Below are 18,522 nucleotides of genomic sequence, written 5' to 3' on the forward strand. Positions count from 1 at the left end.
CCGAACCAGTTGTGGTGCCGACCACAGTGTTTCGAGGGTGTTTCATCTAGGCACGCCCGAACGGGCATTCCGAGAACCGAACGGGCAGGTGACATGCGAGCAGAGGAACGCAAGCGCCGCATCCTGGCCAGGGCACGTGCCGACGGCCGCGTCGACGTGGTGGAGATGGCTCAGGAGCTGCGCGTCGCACCCGAGACGGTCCGGCGTGACCTGCGCGTCCTCGACGAGCACGGCCTGGTGCGCCGCACGCACGGCGGTGCCATCCCGGTCGAGAGCGCGGGCTTCGAGACGGGCCTGAGGTTCCGGTCGGGGTCGCACGTGCCGGAGAAGCGGCGCATCGCGAAGGCCGCCGCCGAACGGCTCGACGACGCCGAGACCGTGTTCATCGACGAGGGCTACACCCCGCAGCTCGTGGCGGAGGCGCTGCCCACCACCAACCCGCTCACGATCATCACCGCGTCGCTGCCGACCGCGGCGGCGATGTCCGAGCACCCGTCGTGCACCGTCCTGCTGCTGGGCGGCAGGGTGCGCGGGCACACGCTGGCCACGGTGGACCACTGGACCACGCGGATGCTGGGCGAGATGGTCATCGACCTCGCCTACATCGGGGCCAACGGCATCTCCCGCGAGCACGGGCTGACCACCCCCGACCCCGCGGTCGGAGCGGTGAAGGCACGGGCGCTCGCCGCGTCCCGGCGGAAGGTCTTCGTCGGCACGCACACCAAGTTCGGCGTGTCCAGCTTCCACCGGTTCGCCGAGGTCTCCGACCTGGAGGCGATCGTCACCGACAGCGGCCTCAGCTCCCACGAGGCCCACCGCTACACCCTTCTGGGCCCCAAGGTCGTCAGAGCCTGAAGTCCCTCGCCGCCCTTCGGGTGTGATCCCCCCTTCCTCACCGCGCCCGAAAACCCTCGAAAGGAACCGACGATGCCGTCGATTCGCACACCTCTCCGCGCGTTCGGGGCCGCCACCGCCGTGTTGCTGCTCGCCTCCGCCTGTTCGGGCGCGGGCGGCGGAGGCGGTGGTGAGAACTCGGTGAACGTCCTGATGGTGAACAACCCGCAGATGCAGGACCTGCAGAAGCTCACCGCGGACAACTTCACCAAGGAAACGGGCATCAAGGTGAACTTCACCGTGCTGCCGGAGAACGACGTCCGCGACAAGATCAGCCAGGACTTCTCCAGCCAGGCCGGCCAGTACGACGTGGCGACGATCTCCAACTACGAGACGCCGATGTACGCCAAGAACGGCTGGCTCGCCCCGATGGACGACTTCGTCGCCAAGGACAGCGCCTTCGACCAGGCCGACATCCTGGAGCCGATCAAGCAGTCGCTGACCGCCGAGGACGGCAAGGTCTACGCGCAGCCGTTCTACGGCGAGTCGTCGTTCCTCATGTACCGCAAGGACATCTTCGAGGCCAAGGGCGTGACGCTGCCCGAGAAGCCGACCTGGCAGCAGGTCGCGGAGGCCGCGCAGAAGGTGGCGTCGCCCGAGGTGCGCGGCATCTGCCTGCGCGGCCAGCCGGGCTGGGGCCAGGTCATGGCTCCGCTCACGACGGTCGTCAACACCTTCGGCGGCACGTGGTTCGACAAGGACTGGCAGCCGCAGGTGAACGCGCCGGAGTTCAAGGAGGCCACCAAGTTCTACGTCGACCTCGTCCGCAACTACGGCGAGGCGGGCGCTCCGCAGGCGGGCTTCGCCGAGTGCCTGAACAACATGACGCAGGGCAAGGTCGCGATGTGGTACGACGCCACGGTCGCCGCCGGTCTGCTGGAGGCCGACGACTCCCCCGTCAAGGGCAAGCTCGGCTTCACCCAGGCGCCGGTCGTGAAGACCGAGAGCTCCGGCTGGCTCTACACGTGGGCGTTCGGCATCCAGAAGGCGTCGAAGAAGCAGGAGAACGCCTGGAAGTTCGTCTCGTGGGCGTCCGGCAAGGGCTACGAGGAGCTCGTCGGCAAGAACCTCGGCTGGTCGAAGGTCCCGGACGGCAAGCGCTCGTCGACCTACCAGCGCGCCGAGTACAAGCAGTCCTCCGGCACGTTCTCCGCGATGGCCGAGGCCGCGATCAAGAACGCGAAGCCGCTCAACCCCGGTGTGCAGGAGCGTCCGGCGCCCGGCATCCAGTTCGTCGGCATCCCCGAGTTCACCGACCTCGGCACGCAGGTGTCGCAGCAGATCAGCTCCGCCATCGCGGGCGCGACGACCGTGGACGAGGCGCTGGAGAGCTCGCAGCAGCTGGCGGAGAAGGTCGCCGCGAAGTACAAGGGGCAGTGACATGGCCGTCCTGACCAGGGAGCGGTCGGTCGTCGACCGGCCGCCTCCCGTCCCGCGCAACAAGTACCCGAAGTGGGGGCGGCGAGCACCCCTGCTGCCCGCGCTGATCTTCCTGGTCGTCGTGACGCAGCTGCCGTTCCTGGCGACGCTCTTCATCTCGTTCATGAAGTGGAACTCGCTCGACCCCGCGGGCCGCGGGTTCGCCGGGTTCGACAACTACGTCACCGTGTTCACCGACCCCGACCTGCGCTCGTCCGTGTGGAACACGATCGTGCTCACCGCGTCGGTCGTGATCATCAGCCTGGTCCTCGGGCTGGGGCTCGCGTTGCTGCTCGACAAGAAGTTCGCGGGGCGGGGCCTGGTCAGGACGATGCTCATCGCGCCGTTCCTGGTCGTGCCGGTGGCGGCGGCGCTGATCTGGAAGCACGTGCTCTACAACCCGGAGTACGGCCTGTTCAACGGGGTCCTCAACTGGCTGGGCTTCGACGCCCAGCCGGACTGGATCAGCTCCATGCCGATGACGGCGGTCGTGCTGTCGCTGGTGTGGCAGTGGACGCCGTTCATGATGCTGATCCTGCTGGCGGGGCTGCAGAGCAAGCCGGTGGAACCGGTCGAGGCCGCCACGATCGACGGCGCGTCGTCGTTCCAGATCTTCCGCTACCTCACGTTCCCGCACCTGCGCCAGTACCTGGAGCTCGGTGGCCTGCTCGGCTCGATCTACGTCGTCCAGAACTTCGACGCGGTCTTCACGATCACGTCCGGCGGCCTGGGCACGGCGAACCTGCCGTACATGATCTACCAGACCTTCTACCAGGCGCACGAGTACGGCGAGGCGTCCGCGGCCGGTGTGATCGTGGTGGTCGGCTCGATCATCATCGCCACGTTCGCGCTGCGCACGGTGTCCTCGCTGTTCAAGGAGGACAAGCGATGAGCGCCAAGTGGATCACGCGCGGCTGGGGTGCCCTCGCCTGGTTCTGCGGCCTGGTGTTCTTCGCGCCGGTGGCCTGGATGGTCCTGACGTCGCTGCACAGCGAGTCGGACGCGGCGACCAACCCGCCGTCGCTCACCGCGCCGCTGACGTTCGACGGCTACGCCGAGTTCTTCGACTCCGGCGCGTGGCCACCGCTGATCAACTCGTTCAGCGCCTCGATCGGGTCGACGGTCATCGTGCTGCTGCTGGCGATCCCGGCCGCGTACGCGTTGTCGATCAAGCCGGTGGAGAAGTGGACGGACGTCCTGTTCTTCTTCCTGTCCACCAAGATGATGCCGGTCGTCGCGGCGCTGCTGCCGATCTACCTGTTCGCGCAGTTCTCCGGGATGCTCGACAACATCTCGTTCCTCACGCTGCTGTACTGCTCGATGAACCTGCCGATCGCGGTGTGGCTCATGCGCTCGTTCCTGGCCGAGGTTCCCAAGGAGATCCTCGAGGCGGCCTCGATCGACGGCGCCGGGCTGCTCACGATCCTGCGCAGGGTCGTGGCGCCGATCGCGATGCCCGGCATCGCGGCGACGGCGTTGATCTGCTTCATCTTCAGCTGGAACGAGCTGCTCTTCGCACGGGTGCTGACCGGCGTCGTCGCCGGCACCGCCCCCGTGTACCTCACCGGGTTCGTCACCTCCCAGGGCCTGTTCCTGGCCAAGGTGTGCGCGGCCGCGGTCGTGGTGTCTCTGCCGGTGCTCATCGCCGGGTTCGCCGCCCAGGACAAGCTCGTCCAGGGCCTTTCGTTGGGAGCGGTCAAGTGAAAGCAGCGGTGATCACCGGCGTCGGTGCCGTCGAAGTGACCACTGTGGACGATCCCACGTGCGGTCCGCGCGAGGTGGTCGTCGACGTGGCGGCCTGCGGCCTGTGCGGGACCGACCTGCACATCCTGCAGGGCGAGTTCGCACCCACGCTGCCGGTCGTGCCGGGTCACGAGTTCGCGGGCACGGTCGTCGAGATCGGCTCCCAGGTCACCGAGGTCGCGGTGGGCGACCGGGTCGCGGTGGACCCGTCGCTGTACTGCTACGAGTGCCGGATGTGCCGTGCGGGCAAGAACAACCTGTGCGAGCGCTGGGCCGCCATCGGCGTCACGACCTCCGGCGGCGCGGCCGAGTACGCCGTGGCTCCGGTGGCCAACTGCGTCAAGCTGCCCGACCACGTGCGGACCGAGGACGCGGCGCTCATCGAGCCGCTGTCGTGCGCGGTCCGCGGCTACGACGTGCTGCGCACGCAGCTCGCGTCGCGGGTGCTGATCTACGGCTCGGGCACGATGGGCCTGATGATGCTGCAGCTCGGCAAGCTCACCGGCGCGTCGTCCATCGAGATCGTCGACCTCAACCCGGACCGCCTGGAGACCGCGCGGCAGCTCGGCGTCACGGCCACCGCCGCCACGCCCGACGAGCTGGACCGGCCGGGAGGCTGGGACGTCGTCATCGACGCCACCGGCAACGAGAAGGCCATCCAGGACGGACTCGGCCGGGTCGCGAAGGGAGGGACGTTCCTCCAGTTCGGCGTCTCCGACTACTCGGCGCGCGTCACCATCGAGCCGTACAAGATCTACAACCAGGAGATCACCATCACCGGCTCGATGGCGGTGCTGCGCTCGTTCGAACGGGCGGCGGACCTGTTCGCGACCGGGGTGCTCGACCCGGACGTGTTCATCAGTGACAGGGTGCCGCTGGACAACTACGCGGGGGCATTGGACCAGTTCAAGGCCGGTAAGGGCCGCAAGATCCAAGTCCTGCCGTAAAAAGTTCGGAAACGATCGCGGGCACCCGTGTATCCAGCCGGGTGCCCGCTGCTCCTTCCAGGCATGTCGAAGTCCGGGCAGAAAGTAACACCGCCGTACTTTTCGCACATGTCCGACGAAGAGCTCCTCGCCTGGTACGCGGAGCTTCAGGCGCGGGCGCTGAACCCGCAGCCTGGGGACGTCGATTTCGACCACGTCCACAAGGCCGCCGACCCCTTGTCCGTCGACCAGCTGCGCCACCGCCTGATGACCTTCCAGGGCTGGCCCGGTGGTCTGTCCACGCTCGACTCCGGTTCGCCGTTCCACAACCTGTGGCACTGGATCAGCGACTGACCCGGCGCGAGGTCGTCCTCGCCAGGGTCGTCGGCGCGGTGGTGGCCGCGTGTGTGCTGTTCGCCGTGGCGCACACAGCGGTCACCGGCGCCGTCTCACATCCGCGGAACTGGCTGGTCGCCGTCGCCTGCACCCTGCTCGGGGTGCGGGTGATCGGCCACGTCCGCAGGTCGGCCGTCGGCTGGCTGCTACTCGTGATGGGCGTGTTCGGCGGTGTCGCCGTCGCGACCGCGGGCCAGTCGGCCGACCACCCGGCGCGGTGGGTCGAAGCGTGGGTCTGGTGGCCCACCTACGCCTTGCTCCCCGCCGTCGCACTGGTCTTCCCGAACGGCAAGCCGTTGGGCAGGCGCTGGTGGATCGCCATCGGCACGACGTTGTTCAGCGCTCTGGCGGGCACCGTCGGGATCGCGTGGGGGTCGTGGGGCGACCCAGCGAACTTCTGGCAGTCCGGCGGCGGTGGCTTCGCGAAGACGTTGACGATGATCGCCGTGCTGACGGCGGGCGCCTCGGTGGTGGCGGCCGTGGTGTCGCTGTTCGTGCGGTGGCGTCAGGCCGAAGGGGACGAACGCCGCCTGCTCGTCTGGGCGTTCGCACTGCTGGCGCTGGCCGTTGTCGCGACCGTCGTGGAGACCACGGACGGCCACGTCGCGTGGATCATCGGCGTGCTCGCGTTCCCCGCCGCCGCGGTGATCGCCATCGTTCGCTACGGCCTCTACGACATCAGCCTGCTGATCCACCGGTCGTTGCTTTACGGCTCGTTGACCGTCGTGCTGCTGCTCGTCTACCTGGGCGTGATGGTCGGCGCGGGACGGCTCTTCACCGAGGACACGGAGGTGCTCGGCGTCGTCGCGGCGGGACTGGTGTTCGCGCCGATCCGCAGCTGGGTGCAGCGCAAGCTCGACCGGTGGCTGTACGGGGAACGCTCCGACCCCTACGCCGCCCTGTCGACGTTGAGCGAGAAGCTGGAACGGTCGCAGGACGTCCTGCCGACCGTCGCCCAGACCGTCGCCGAGTCGCTGAAGCTCCCGTACGTCGCGATCCGCGGCGGCTCGGTGCTGGCCGAGCACGGCCGCAGCCGAGGCTGGCCGCAACTCCGGTTCCCCATGACGTACCGGGGTTCGTCGGTCGGCGACCTCGTCGTGGAGCCCCGCGCCCCCGACGAACGGCTGACCGACCGCGAGCTGAGCCTGCTCGTCGACCTCGCCCGCTCCACGGCCCCGGCCGCCCAGTCGATCAAGCTCACCGCCGACCTCCAGCTCGCTCGCGAACGCCTCGTGCGTGCGCGCGAAGAAGAACGCCTGCGGTTGCGCCGAGACCTGCACGACGGCGTCGGACCGGCGTTGGTCGGCATCCGGTTGCAGCTGCGCGCGCTGCGTCGGTCGTTGGGCGACGTGCTGGACCCCGTGCTGGCCGACGTCGACACGACCGCAGTCGAGGTGCGCCGCCTCGTCGACGGCCTGCGCCCGCCGATCCTCGACCAGGGCCTGGCCCTCGCCGTGCGCGACGAGGCCGCGCGGTTCAACGGCGACCTCCGCGTCCAGGTCGACGCCGAACAGCTCGACGGCCTGTCCGCCGCCGTCGAGGTCGCCGCCTACCGCATCGTCGCGGAGGCGCTGACCAACACCGCACGGCACTCCGGCGCGTCGACGTGCCTGATCTCCGTCCGCACCGACGGCGACCTGGTCGTGGAGGTCGTCGACGACGGCAGCGGCGTCTCCGCCGACGCCAGACCGGGCGTCGGGCTGGACTCCATGCGAGAACGCTGCGCGGAGCTGGGTGGATCGTGCACAGTGGGACCCGCGGAACCGCACGGCACCCGTGTGGTGGCGCGAATCCCGTTGGAGGCCCAATGACTCGGGTTGTGATCGCGGACGACCACCCGGTGTTCCGGCGCGGGCTGAAAGCCCTGCTCGACGGCGAGGACGGGCTGGAGGTCGTCGGCGAGGCGGCCGACGGCCTGGCCGCCGTGACCGTCGCCTTGGACGTGGACCCGGACGTCGTCGTGATGGACCTGCACATGCCGGAGCTGGGCGGCGTCGAAGCGGCCAAGCGCATCCTCGACGTCCTGCCGTCCGTCGGCGTCCTGGTCCTGACCATGCACGAGGACGACGAGCTCGTCTTCGCCGCGATGAAGGCAGGCGCCCGCGGCTACCTCGTCAAGACGACCGACGACGACGAGATCGTGCGCGCCGTGCAGGCCATAGGAGCCGGCGAGGCGATCTTCAGCGCCACCATCGCCCAGCGCATGATGGGCTACTTCACCGCCATCTCGTCGTCCAAGGCCGTGCTGTTCCCCCAGCTCACCGACCGCGAACGCGACGTGCTGGAACTGATGGCCTCCGGCCTCGACAACGCCTCGATCGCCCTTCGGCTGAGCCTGTCCGGCAAGACCGTCCGCAACCGCGTGTCCGCGATCTTCTCGAAGCTCCAGGTCGCCGACCGCGCCCAGGCCATCGTCCGCGCCCGCGAGGCGGGACTCGGAAGTCCCTCCAAGTGAAGTCCCTCCAAGTAGGGACGGCGGTCACCTGACGACGGGACTTCTCCCCCACTTGGATCGGCGTATCCGCCGAAGGGGGCCCGATGGACATCACCTGGGACGTCGCACACGCCAGGCTCAGCCACGACCGCATGCTGCACGTCGCCGGAGCACTCATCTCGATGCGCCCGGAAACCGTGACGCTGGGCGGCGGCGAACCACTCGCCGTACCCGGCCTGTTCGAGATCGTCGACCTGTTCCGCGAAGCCGGCATCGACGTGGTCCTGCGCACGTCCGGCAAGCAGCTGCACCCGTCGATGGTCCGCACCCTGCTGGAGTCGTGCACCCGCATCGAGGTGTGCGCCATGTCGTTCACCCACGCGATGCACGCACTCCGCCTGCTCGACATCGGCGCCACGAAGCTCGACACCCACGCCGCCTTCGGCCTCGACGCCACCGGCATCCGCCGCGGCTTCGACAGGCTGGAGGAGTTCTGCGCCACCACCGCCTTCGAACTGCCGAACCTCGCGTTCATCGCGTTCAGCGAGTCGATCGGCCCCGACCACGCCCAGTACCTGCAGTCGCTCGCGCCTCAGTCCGTGCGGGTGACGGTGGAGACCGCCGACACCTCCGTGGTCAGAGCCAGTTGAGCAGGGCGCGCCACGCCGGAGTGGAGAACGCGAGCCGGCCACCGCTCGCGTTCTTCGTGTCTCGGTCCGTCTGGAAACGGCGGTCAGGTGGCGCCCGTCTCGGGTAGGCGATCCATGTGCTCCAACACTTTGTCCCTCGACTGATCCTCGTCGAGAGCGACAGTGTGCAGCCGATGAAACGCCGCTTTCGCCCGGCTGACCGCTTCATCGTCCTGCGCCCACAACTGCAGCATGTCGGTCTCCGTGAACACCGCGCTGGGCGCCTTGTCGAACTCGAACAACGCCAGCGACGAGCGGAATGTGCTGACAGACGCGGGCACCACGCGAAGACTGTGCGTGCGGTGGAGAAGGCGCCGGTACTGCTCCCGCAACTCCTGCTCGCCACCCCACCGCGTCCGCAGCGCGAACTCGTGCACGAAGAACACGCACTCCGGACGGTCGACCCGCCTCAGGACCGTCTGTCGTTCGATGCGGGTCTGGACGTGCCTCTCGATGTCCTCCGGTACCTCGATGGCAACGTCGATGAACAGAGCCCGCGCGTAGTCCCGTGTCTGCAGAAGGCCGTGCACGTTCAGGATCTCGAAGGAGAAGATCTTCTCGGCCATCGCCTCGGCCATGACGAGAGTCCGAAGGTTGTCGGCCCGTGGCGCGAAGCAGGGGTCGAACGCTTTGCGGTAGCGGTCGCGGAAGTCCTCCACGTAGCGGATGTCCTTGCCGCACGTCGCCAGGAACTGCACCAGGTCGATCTCGGACGCACGTGCCTTGCCGTTCTCTATGTTCGACACCTTGCTCGGGTCCCAACCGAGGTGGATGGCCATCCCTCGGCCGGTGAACGAGGTGCAGGACTCCCTCAACCTGCGCAACTCGTCGCCGAGGTAGCGGCTGTACGCGGTGGAAATGATCGCGGTCATTCCCCCGAACGTAAGCCTTGGAGCGGCTCCACGCGTCAGCTCGTTCGGGTGAAAACGTAGGCGTTCAGAAGATCCCGTGCAGTGACGGTGGAGACCGCCGACACCTCCGTGGTCAGAGCCAGTTGAGCAGGGCGCGCCACGCCGGAGGGGAGAACGCGAGCCGGCCACCGCTCGCGTTCTTCGTGTCTCGGACGAGAACAACCCGCGCGACCGACACCTCGACGCAGTCACCCGATCCGTTGGCCGTGCTGTAGCTGCTCTTACGCCAGATCCGTCCGGGGGCCATGGAAGTCCTCTCGCAGTCCGCTGACGTATTCCGCCAGCTTGCTACGAGATTGTTCCGCTTCCAAGGCCACGGCATCCAACCGCGCGAACATCCTCCTCGCGCGCTTGACGGCGACGATGTCCTCCTCCGCCTCGATCCCGTCTTCGGCGAGGAGAGCGCGGGCATAGCCTTGCGTCTGCAACAGGCCCGGCAGTACCAGGACCTCATACGAAACGATCTTCTTGGCCTTCGCCTCCGTCATCGCCAGCGTGCGGAGGTTCGCGGGCAGCTGGACGCAGTAGGTGTCGAAGGCGTGCCGGTAGCGACTCCGGAAGTCCTCCAAGAAACTCGAGGTTCAGATCCCGGCTGTACTCGATGGATGCGATCACGGTCGTTCCTGCGAACGTAAGGCTTGAGGTCGCCCCATACACCAACTCGTTCGAGTGAAAACGCACCCGTCCCTGCGGCACCCGTGCGCGACACACGGCACCACACGGCGAACACGCTCCGACCTGCCCCTTTCATCCCATCGTGGAATAGCATTCGAACACTTGTTCCTGCCAAGCTGAATCCATGACCGCCCTAAGCCTCGCCTCCCCGCTGGAGCTCCTCGACGAGCTCCGGCGAAAGGTGCGTGCGCTGCAACGGCTCCAGTTCCAGGTGCTGGAGATCGTCGGCGCGCTCGACCAGCGAGGCGCCGCGGAAGCGTTGGGCTACAAGGATCTGATCGAGCTCTTCAAGCACACGGTGCGCTGGGATCCGAGAGTGTCGCGGCGGAAGCTCCGGCAGGCCAAGGCTCTCTGCCCCTCGATCACGCCCACGGGTTCGCTGATCGCCCCGGAGCTTCCGGCCGCCGCGGGCGCTATGGCCGAAGGCGAGCTGTCCGAGGACCACGTCGACGTGCTGATCGAGGCGATGGCCGATCTGCCGGTCGTCGCGGAGGAGCACGTCGTCCACTACGCACGCGAGCACGAACCCCGTTCGGCGCGGGTGTTCTGCCGCGAGCTGGCCTACCGGCTCGACCAGGACGGTCCGGAGCCGGCCGAACCGGTCCCGGCCCGGCCGAAGAACTTGCTGCGGCGGCGCTGGAGGAGTGGCAGGTACCTGCTGTCCGCCGACCTCGACGCCGAGGCGGGCGCGAAGCTGGACGCGTTGATCGACCCGCTGGCCAAGCCAGAGCCCGCCGACCCGAGGCTCGCGCCGGAACGCGAGGGCGACGCGCTGTGCGAGGTCGTCGACCTGGCCCTGCGCGCCGCGGGCGCCAGGGTCCACGGCGGGGAGCCCGTCCAGCTCACCGTCACGGTCGACTACGACAAGCTCCGCGAGTCCGCGGGCACCGCCCTGCTGGACAACGGCGAGCGCCTGCCGATGAGTCAGGTCCGCAAGATCGCCTGCGACGCGGGCGTCATCCCGCTCGTGCTGGGCGGCCGTTCCCAGGTCCACGACGTGGGCCGCAAGACCCGCACGGTCAACGCGGGCCTGCGCCGCGTCCTCGTGGCCAGGGACAAGGGCTGCGCCTTCCCCGGCTGCACCCGTCCGCCGAAGCACTGCCAGGCACACCACATCAGGTTCTGGTCCGAGGGCGGCGAGACCAACCTCGGCAACCTGGTCCTGCTCTGCCGCCGCCACCACGACCTGGTGCACCACACGGAGTGGCAGGTCGAGATGAGCGACGGCCTGCCGGTCTTCCGGCCACCCGCCTTCGTGGACCCGCAACGAAGACCGAGGACCAACCCGCTCCACGCCGCCTGACGATGACGCTCAGAAGATCCCGCCGCGGACGTCGAACACGTCCGCGAGCGGGGTCCGCGAGCCGAGCGCCAGCCGGGCGAGCACGCGCGCCTTCCGCGGGCACAACCACCCGGCCATCACCGCACCGCGAGCGATCAGGTCCGACTCGGACCCGGCGAACCCGTAGGTGCCGTGGAAGGTCGTGCCCGCCCCCGTCCGCGACGCCACCACCACCGGGAACCCGGCTCGCGACACCGCCTCCGCCATGCCCTCCGACACGTGCCCGACCCCAGCTGCCGCGAGCACGACAGCGCCGACGTCCAACACATCGAGAAGGGAGCCGTCATCATCGACAGCGCACTCCAGCAGCGGCACCACCGGCACCTCGGAAGGCCGCGGCAACGCAGCCAGCCGGTGGGCGGGGTGAAAGTACTGCGGCACGCCCTCGACCACCAGCCCAAGCGGACCGGGGAACGACTCGAACGCGCTGGGCAGGCTGCTGTGCGTCTTCCGCACCCACCGAGCGGCGTGCACCGAGTCGTTCAGCACCAGCAGCGCGCCGCGCCCCCGCGAGTTCGCGGCACCGGCCACCGCCACCGCGGCAGCGAGGTTGGCAGGCCCGTCCGCGCCGGGCAGCCCGGGATGCCGCATGGCGCCGGTGACGACGACGGGTTCGTCGTGCGGCCACAGGCAGTCGAAGAAGTACGCGGTCTCTTCGAGCGTGTCCGTGCCCTGCACGACCACGACCCCTGACGCGCCACGGGACACCTGGGCGTCGGCCCAGTCGAACGCCTTCAGCAAGGTGGCGAACGTCAGCGAGGCGCCCGGGATCGTGGCGAGGGTGGCGATCTCCCCGACCTCCAACCCCACGACGAGCTCACGCGCGCCCAGCGTCGGCGACACCGCACCGGAACCGGTCATGGTGATCGTGCCGCCGAGCGATGCCACCGCCACCCGCGAGCTCATGCCGCGCTCCCCAGCCGTCGTCGTCAGAGCCCCGCGCGCAGCTCGTCGAAGGTCGGGAACTTCGTGGCGATGTCGCTGCCCGTGAAGTTGCCGATCCACCCGTCGTCGTCGTGGAAGAACCGGATCGACACGTAGTCGGGTTCGGTGCCCATGTCGAACCAGTGCGTGGTGTTGGCGGGGACGCTCAGCAGGTCACCGGCCGTGCAGTACACCGCGTACACCTTGTCGCCGATGTGGAGGTAGAAAACCCCTGCGCCACGGGCGAAGTAGCGGTCCTCGTCGTCGTCGTGCGTGTGCTCGGCGAGGAACTTGTTGCGGAACTCGACGGCCTTCGTGCGGTACTCGTCGGTGTCGGCGGGCGCCATCTCCATGGCGTCGACGTAGGTGTAGCCCTCCGTCTCGCTGACGCGGGCGACTTCCTTCTCGTATACCTGCAAGGCGTTCTCGGCGGTCACACCGTCCACGACGGACCACCGGTGGAAGCGCACGCCGTGCTCCTTGAGCTCGGTGGCGATCTCGTCGGGGTCCGTCGTGCGGACGAGGACCTCGTCGGGGCCGGAGTCCGGCCACACCGTCAGCAGCGTCATGCGTGCCTCCCCGTAAAGATGTCCCGCGTCTCCACCTTGAAGCGCAGCAGCCACTCCAGGCATTCCAGGCGGTGCCTGGCCTGCATCAGGTCGTCGCCCCAGACGTACACGCCGTGCCGGGCCACGAGCAGCGCCGGAACGCCGGGGTCGAAGCCCTTCTCGAAGGCGTCACCCAGCTCGGTCATGTCCTGGGAGTTGCGCACGACCGGGATCACGACCTCCTCGTGGTCGCGCCGGCCGAAGCCCTTGAGCATCTCCAGGTCCCGCAGCACGACACCGCCGGGCCAGTGCTCGGCCGCGACGACCGGGGCCAGGGCGTGCACGTGCACGACGGCGCCCGCACCGGCGACGCGGGCGATCCGCGCGTGCAGGGCCGCTTCGGCGGACGGGACCTTCGGGGAGTCGACGGCGTTGCCGTCGGCGTCGATGACAACGCTGTCCTCGGCGGTGATCTCGCCCTTGTCGACGCCGCTGACGGTGACCGCCAGACGGAGCGGATCGCGTTGCAGGACAACGGAGAGGTTGCCGGAGGTGCCGCGCATCCAGCCCATCTGCGCGTAGCGGACGCACTCGCGGGCGAGCTCCGCGGTCACGAGAGCTCCCAGACCGTCGGGTGGGGCGTGAAGTCGGCGTTGCCGTACGGCTCACCGGCGCGCGCGACGCCCACCGTCTTCCAGCCCGCCTCCTGCGCCGCGTGCAGCTCGGCGGGGACGTCGCTGTAGAAGGTGATGTCGTCGGACTGCAACGTCTCGGCGATCTTGTGGTACGACGCGGCCTCGCGCTTCGGGCCGGCGTTGACCGTGTCGAAGTGGTGCTCCAGCAACGGGGTGAGGTCGCCCTCGGTGGTGTGCTTGAAGAACGCGATCTGGCCCGCCACGGAACCGCTGGAGAAGATCGCGAGCTTCACGCCGTCCTCGTGCCACTTGCGCATCGCCGGGACGACGTCCGGGAAGAACTCCGCGACCAGGTCGCCCTGCGCGTAGCCCTGCTGCCAGATGAGTCCCTGCAACGTCTTGAGGGGCGTGACCTTCTGGTCGGCGTCCATCCAGTCGTGCAGCGCCTTCACGACGTCGTCGTGGCCGGACAGCTCCTTGATCTGCCGCACGGCCTCGGCGACCACCGGGTCGTCACCGTGCTGCTCGATCCACGGCCCGAGCCGCGGGCGCGCGTAGTCGTAGAGGACGACCAGCACCTGGTCCGTCGCGCTCAGCGTGCCCTCGATGTCGAGCACGACCCACTTGCTCACCGCTGTTCTCCCTCGTAGTACTTGTCCAGCTCACCGGCGCGGAACACACCGCGGTCGGTCACGACGTCCGTGACGAACCGCGGCGGCGTCACGTCGAACGCCGGGTACAGCCCTTTCACCCGCGGCGTGGCGCTGGGCCTGCCGAGGACCTGGAGCACCTCGGCGCCGTCGCGGTACTCGATCTCCACGTGCTCCGCCGTGGGCGCCGCGTGGTCGGGTGCCTGCACCTGGGCGTGGAACGGCACGCCGAACGCGTGCGCGGCCACGGCCAGGCCCAGTGTGCCCACCTTGTTGACGACGTGCCCGTCCATGGTGACGCGGTCGGCCGCCGTGACCAAGGCGTCGACCTCGCCGCTTTGCAGGACGGCCGCGCCCATGCCGTCGGTGATGAGCGTGGTGTCGACGCCCATCTCGATCAACGTCTCCGCGGTGAGCCGCGCTCCTTGCAGGTACGGGCGGGTCTCGGTGCAGAAGAACCGCAGCGTCTTGCCCTGCTGCTGGGCCGCCCGGACCGTCTCGGTCAGGTAGAGGTCGGCCCAGCAGTGGGTCATGACGGTCGCGTTGTCCGGCAGCAGGGACGCGGTGTGCTCGCCCAGCGCCTGGCTCCGCGCGCGGTAGCGGCGGTCGCCTTCCAGGGCGCCTTCCAACGCGTGCGCGACGTCCCCGGCGGCGTCGACGTGGTCGAGGACGACATGTACCGCCTTGCGCAGGGCGTTGTTGGTGCGCCTGGTGTTCTCGATCAGCCGGCCGGTCGCGGCCAGCTCGGCGCGGGCCTCGGGGAACGGCCTGCCTTCGAGGGTGCGGGCCTTGAGCACCAGGCCGTACAGGGCGGCGAAGTACGGGCCGGAGGACTGGGTGACCATGTCCTCGATGGCCCGCGCGACGTCCTCGGCCGTGCGGCACAGCACCCAGTCGCGTTCGAACGGGAAGCTGCGGCGGTCGAGGATCAGCACACCGTCGTCGGTGAGCCGGACGGAGTCGGCGAGGACCGGCTGCATCAGCTGTACCCGGTGTGCGCGGGGCGGGCGCCGGTCAGGAAGTTCTGGCCGACCTCGCGCGCCTTGTAGACGACCGGGTCGTGCAGGGTGAGCGTGCGGGCGTTGCGCCAGAAGCGGTCCACGCCGTACTTGGCGGCGGTGCCGCGCGCACCGACCTGCTCGAAGATGCGGCTGGTGACCTCGTTGACGAGCTTGGTGCTCACGACCTTGGCCTCGGAGATGGTGACCGCCACCTCGGCGCGCTTCGCGGCGGTGAGCTCGCGGCCCAGCTCGCTCGCCTCGTGCAGCTGCCGGGCGGCCTCGTCGGCGAGCAGCCCGGCGGCCCTGGTCTGGGACACCATCTCGCCGTAGGCCGTGACGATGTACGGGTCGTCGGTGGCCGTGGCGACGCCGCTGACGAACCACGGGCGGGTCTTGGTGCGGGTGTAGTCGGCGGCCTCCTGCAGCGCGCCCTCGGCGATGGCCACGTAGAGCTGGGCGAGGACGAGCTGGAAGCCGATGGCGGCGAGGCTCAGGCGCTGGTCCTCGTCCGCCGGCTGGACCCCGAGGACCTCGGTGACCTCGACGTCCTCGAAGCTGACGCCGCCGGACGCGGTGAGGCGCTGGCCGATGTTGTCCCAGTCGTCGAGGTAGGTGATGCCGGGGGCCTTGCCGTCGAGCAGGAACGTGAGCTTCTCGCCGTTGTCGGTGCGGGTGGCGCTGACAACGATGCGGTCGGCCACGGAGGCGCCGGTGGCGAAGGTCTTGCGGCCGTTGAGGCGGAAGCCGTCGCCGGTGGGGGTGAGCTCGAGCGCGGCGTCGAGGGGGTTGCTGACGCCCGCCCAGAACTGGTCGGGTTCGCGGCTGAACGGGACGTCGAACAGGCCGCTGCGCCACACCTGGAGGTAGTGGTAGCCGAGGAGGTGGCCGATGTTGGCGTCGGCGGCGCCGATGATCCGGCCGATCCGCTGCTGGACGGACCAGTCGTCGACACCGAGCAGACCGCTCTGGCGGAGCAGCTCGACCTCTTTGGCGGGTGGCTGGTTGGCCCGGTCCCTGTCGGCCGCGTCGGACCTGAGCGTCGCCGCCACGTCGTGCGCGACGTCCAGCCAGTTCGTCATCCCTGCTCCTCTCACCGGTACCCGGTCCAACTTACTTCTTCACACCACCGGGCTAACCACGATGTGAGAGAGGTCGTCCACTGCCAGAATTCGCGCGCACCCCGCTCTGGCGGGGGTATCGACATCTAGGGAGCAACCGGTATGGCGCAGGGCACCGTGAAGTGGTTCAACGGCGAGAAGGGCTTCGGGTTCATCGAGCAGGACGGCGGTGGTCCGGACGTGTTCGTGCACTACTCGCAGATCCAGGGCAACGGCTTCAGGTCGCTCGAAGAGAAGCAGCGCGTGGAGTTCGAGATCGGCCAGGGTCAGAAGGGACCGCAGGCGCAGGCTGTCCGCGCGGTCTGACCGCGCTCTCGCGGGAGCCCGTCCGGCGCTGCGGCCGGGCGGGCTCCCCCGCGTCGGGGACCTGCCAGGGAAACGGCCTCTGAGCTGCGGCGATCGGAAATTGTCAGACCCCTCTGCCATGGTGATCACCAGAGCTCGTGAGAGCACCGGAGAAGATCGAAAGGCAGGGTCCGACGTGCGTGTTGTCGCCTCGTTCCGCGGTGGTCGCCTCTACCCCTCCGCTCGCGCCGCGCGGCCGGTGGGGCACTCGCTCGGGGGCGCCTGCCAGCCCGGCGGGGTGCTGCGTCCGGTCAGCGCCGACCCGCGGCGGCGGCCGTCGAGCGGTCGGCCGTGACAGCGGTGTCGGCGACGGCGGTGGCAACCGAGGGAGTCGAACCCTGCGCGGCTTGTGAAGGCGGCGCTCAGTACCGGCCCTAACCCTTCGGCTGGGCGACGGCTGCCGTGGAGTTGTCTCTCCATGAGTGGAAAGTGGCTCTCCATTACTAGAGAGTGGCTTTCCGCACCGGGGATACCCGTGGTGTCGACTGTTCACACAGCTGAAGCTGTTTCATGTTCTATCTTCGCCCTCGGGTGGGGAGACGCGCTGGCACCTGACGCCGGTCGTGCCGCGGACCGCGCCGATGCCCGCCGATCCCCGGCTCGACATCCACCACCTGGGCGGCCGGTGCGGCCCGGCAGCTCGGCACATACGTGTACAGGCCGTAGCTCAAATCGTGGGAGTTGTACGCTCCGCGCATGGCCTCGATTCTGTTCACGCGCGGAGCGCCCTCTCTCGACATCATCGACCAGGAGGGTCTGCGCGAAGCGGCGCAGAAAGCCTTCACGGACGACCCGGGCGGTTCGTTCGCGTACGGCACGAGCGTCGGCTACGTGCCGCTGCGCGCCTGGATCGCGGAGCAGCACGGTGTCGAGCCGGAGCAGGTGCTCGTCACCAACGGGTCGATGCAGGCGGACGCGTTCCTGTTCGAGCTGCTCGTGCAGCCCGGTGACGACGTGGTGGTCGAGGCGCCGACCTACGACCGCACGCTGCTGAACCTGCGCCAGCGCGGCGCGAAGATCCACGCGATCGAGCTGGAGACCGACGGCATCAACGTCGACGCGCTCGAGCAGCTGCTGGAGAGCGGTGTGCGGCCGTCGCTCGCGCACATCATCCCGAACTTCCAGAACCCGGCCGGCTACACGCTGTCCGAGGCGAAGCGCGCGCGGCTGCTCAACCTCGCGGCGAAGTACGACTTCGTGCTGTTCGAGGACGACCCGTACATCAAGGTGCGGTTCGAGGGCGAGACGCTGCCGACGATGCTCTCGCAGGACAAGAACGAGAAGGTCGTCTACGCGTCGTCGTTCTCGAAGACGATGGCGCCCGGCATCCGCTGCGGCTACCTGGTCGGTCCGAAGGCGACGATCAAGAAGATCCAGGACATCGCCACCACCACGTACATCTCGCCGAACATGGTGGCGCAGTCGATCGTGAACTCGTACTGCCGTTCGGGTCGCCTGGAGGAGTCGGTCGCGAACGTCCGCACGGCGCTGCGTGCGCGCAGGGACGCTCTCGTCACGGCGCTGCGGCGCGAACTGCCCGAGGCGGTCTTCACGGCGCCGCAGGGCGGCTACTTCATGTGGGTCGAGCTGCCGGGTGTGTCGATCGAGAAGCTCGCCCCGGTCGCCAAGGAGCACGGCGTCGAGTTCGTGAAGGGCTCCGACTTCCTGCTGGAGGGCTGCGACAACGAGGTGCGCCTCGCGTTCTCCGGTGTCACGCCGGAGCAGATCGACGAGGGCATCACCCGCCTCGCCGCCGCGGTCCGCTCACTCTCCTGATCCGCGCTTCCGGGTGCTCCGGCAGCGCACGTCGCTGCCGGAGCACCTGAGCCGTGCGCCACATCCCTGGCAGGGCGGCGTGCGACCAGATATTGT

Annotated in this window: 21 protein-coding genes; 12 read left to right on the forward strand and 9 right to left on the reverse strand. The window is 68.9% G+C overall.

Annotated features, from left to right (window positions below):
- Positions 1-93: 93 nt before the first annotated feature.
- The 9 genes from BLT23_RS16250 (at position 94) to BLT23_RS16290 (ending at position 8,462) form a co-directional block, all read left to right on the forward strand.
- Positions 94-855, forward strand: a complete 762-nt coding sequence (locus BLT23_RS16250; RefSeq protein ID WP_090050017.1) for a DeoR/GlpR family DNA-binding transcription regulator — start codon at positions 94-96, stop codon at positions 853-855.
- A gap of 72 nt (positions 856-927) precedes the next feature.
- Positions 928-2,274: an ABC transporter substrate-binding protein gene (locus BLT23_RS16255; protein ID WP_090050019.1), complete on the forward strand. Its 1,347-nt coding sequence runs from the start codon at positions 928-930 to the stop codon at positions 2,272-2,274.
- Between the two features lies 1 nt (position 2,275).
- Complete coding sequence (locus BLT23_RS16260) at positions 2,276-3,205, forward strand: carbohydrate ABC transporter permease (RefSeq protein ID WP_090050021.1); 930 nt, start codon at positions 2,276-2,278, stop codon at positions 3,203-3,205.
- On the forward strand, positions 3,202-4,017 hold the full coding sequence (locus BLT23_RS16265; protein WP_090050023.1) for a carbohydrate ABC transporter permease: 816 nt from the start codon (positions 3,202-3,204) through the stop codon (positions 4,015-4,017). Before BLT23_RS16260 ends, BLT23_RS16265 begins: the two co-directional genes overlap by 4 nt.
- A complete protein-coding gene (locus tag BLT23_RS16270) occupies positions 4,014-5,003 on the forward strand; it encodes a zinc-dependent alcohol dehydrogenase family protein (RefSeq protein WP_090050024.1) in 990 nt (329 codons plus the stop codon). The genes BLT23_RS16265 and BLT23_RS16270 overlap by 4 nt, the downstream gene beginning before the upstream one ends.
- A gap of 108 nt (positions 5,004-5,111) precedes the next feature.
- The gene (locus BLT23_RS16275) at positions 5,112-5,336 is read left to right on the forward strand and encodes a hypothetical protein (protein ID WP_090050026.1); all 225 of its coding nucleotides are present in this window, start codon (positions 5,112-5,114) and stop codon (positions 5,334-5,336) included.
- Positions 5,315-7,189, forward strand: coding sequence for a sensor histidine kinase (locus BLT23_RS41655; RefSeq protein ID WP_090050028.1), 1,875 nt, complete (start codon positions 5,315-5,317; stop codon positions 7,187-7,189). Before BLT23_RS16275 ends, BLT23_RS41655 begins: the two co-directional genes overlap by 22 nt.
- Positions 7,186-7,833: a response regulator transcription factor gene (locus tag BLT23_RS16285; RefSeq protein WP_090050029.1), complete on the forward strand. Its 648-nt coding sequence runs from the start codon at positions 7,186-7,188 to the stop codon at positions 7,831-7,833. Before BLT23_RS41655 ends, BLT23_RS16285 begins: the two co-directional genes overlap by 4 nt.
- 83 nt (positions 7,834-7,916) lie before the next feature.
- The gene (locus BLT23_RS16290) at positions 7,917-8,462 is read left to right on the forward strand and encodes a hypothetical protein (RefSeq protein ID WP_090050031.1); all 546 of its coding nucleotides are present in this window, start codon (positions 7,917-7,919) and stop codon (positions 8,460-8,462) included.
- Between the two features lie 83 nt (positions 8,463-8,545).
- Here BLT23_RS16290 and BLT23_RS16295 read toward each other — a convergent pair whose 3' ends face one another.
- From BLT23_RS16295 to BLT23_RS16305, 3 genes are all read right to left on the reverse strand, one after another.
- On the reverse strand, positions 8,546-9,373 hold the full coding sequence (locus tag BLT23_RS16295) for a helix-turn-helix domain-containing protein (protein ID WP_090050032.1): 828 nt from the start codon (positions 9,371-9,373) through the stop codon (positions 8,546-8,548).
- Between the two features lie 112 nt (positions 9,374-9,485).
- Positions 9,486-9,659, reverse strand: a complete 174-nt coding sequence (locus BLT23_RS16300; protein ID WP_090050033.1) for a DUF397 domain-containing protein — start codon at positions 9,657-9,659, stop codon at positions 9,486-9,488.
- Positions 9,634-9,981, reverse strand: a complete 348-nt coding sequence (locus BLT23_RS16305) for a Scr1 family TA system antitoxin-like transcriptional regulator (protein ID WP_090050034.1) — start codon at positions 9,979-9,981, stop codon at positions 9,634-9,636. The genes BLT23_RS16300 and BLT23_RS16305 overlap by 26 nt, the downstream gene beginning before the upstream one ends.
- A gap of 230 nt (positions 9,982-10,211) precedes the next feature.
- Between BLT23_RS16305 and BLT23_RS16310 the strand changes: the two genes are divergently transcribed.
- Positions 10,212-11,390 carry an HNH endonuclease signature motif containing protein gene (locus tag BLT23_RS16310; protein ID WP_090050035.1) on the forward strand — a complete coding sequence of 393 codons (1,179 nt, stop codon included), beginning with the start codon at positions 10,212-10,214 and terminating at the stop codon, positions 11,388-11,390.
- Between the two features lie 9 nt (positions 11,391-11,399).
- Here the strand turns inward: BLT23_RS16310 and BLT23_RS16315 are convergent, their stop codons facing one another.
- From BLT23_RS16315 to BLT23_RS16340, 6 genes are read right to left on the reverse strand one after another with little or no spacing between them, the layout of a single operon-like run.
- Positions 11,400-12,335 (reverse strand): asparaginase, encoded by a 936-nt coding sequence (locus BLT23_RS16315; RefSeq protein ID WP_090050036.1) that lies wholly within the window; start codon positions 12,333-12,335, stop codon positions 11,400-11,402.
- Between the two features lie 23 nt (positions 12,336-12,358).
- Positions 12,359-12,922, reverse strand: coding sequence for a 1,2-dihydroxy-3-keto-5-methylthiopentene dioxygenase (locus tag BLT23_RS16320; protein WP_090050037.1), 564 nt, complete (start codon positions 12,920-12,922; stop codon positions 12,359-12,361).
- Positions 12,919-13,515, reverse strand: a complete 597-nt coding sequence (mtnB, locus tag BLT23_RS16325) for a methylthioribulose 1-phosphate dehydratase (protein WP_281248847.1) — start codon at positions 13,513-13,515, stop codon at positions 12,919-12,921. The genes BLT23_RS16320 and mtnB overlap by 4 nt, the downstream gene beginning before the upstream one ends.
- Positions 13,512-14,168: an acireductone synthase gene (gene mtnC / locus BLT23_RS16330; RefSeq protein ID WP_090050039.1), complete on the reverse strand. Its 657-nt coding sequence runs from the start codon at positions 14,166-14,168 to the stop codon at positions 13,512-13,514. Before mtnC ends, mtnB begins: the two co-directional genes overlap by 4 nt.
- Entirely contained in the window at positions 14,165-15,166 is a 1,002-nt protein-coding gene (locus tag BLT23_RS16335) for a s-methyl-5-thioribose-1-phosphate isomerase (protein WP_090050040.1), read from the reverse strand. The genes mtnC and BLT23_RS16335 overlap by 4 nt, the downstream gene beginning before the upstream one ends.
- Positions 15,166-16,266, reverse strand: a complete 1,101-nt coding sequence (locus BLT23_RS16340) for an acyl-CoA dehydrogenase family protein (RefSeq protein WP_090050042.1) — start codon at positions 16,264-16,266, stop codon at positions 15,166-15,168. The genes BLT23_RS16335 and BLT23_RS16340 overlap by 1 nt, the downstream gene beginning before the upstream one ends.
- Before the next feature lie 141 nt (positions 16,267-16,407).
- Between BLT23_RS16340 and BLT23_RS16345 the strand changes: the two genes are divergently transcribed.
- Positions 16,408-16,611 (forward strand): cold-shock protein, encoded by a 204-nt coding sequence (locus tag BLT23_RS16345; protein ID WP_090050045.1) that lies wholly within the window; start codon positions 16,408-16,410, stop codon positions 16,609-16,611.
- A 735-nt stretch (positions 16,612-17,346) separates the two neighbouring features.
- On the forward strand, positions 17,347-18,426 hold the full coding sequence (locus BLT23_RS16350; RefSeq protein ID WP_218133769.1) for an aminotransferase-like domain-containing protein: 1,080 nt from the start codon (positions 17,347-17,349) through the stop codon (positions 18,424-18,426).
- Positions 18,427-18,522 lie beyond the last annotated feature (96 nt).

Source organism: Lentzea fradiae, assembly GCF_900100955.1.
GTDB classification, from domain to species: Bacteria; Actinomycetota; Actinomycetes; order Mycobacteriales; family Pseudonocardiaceae; genus Lentzea; species Lentzea fradiae.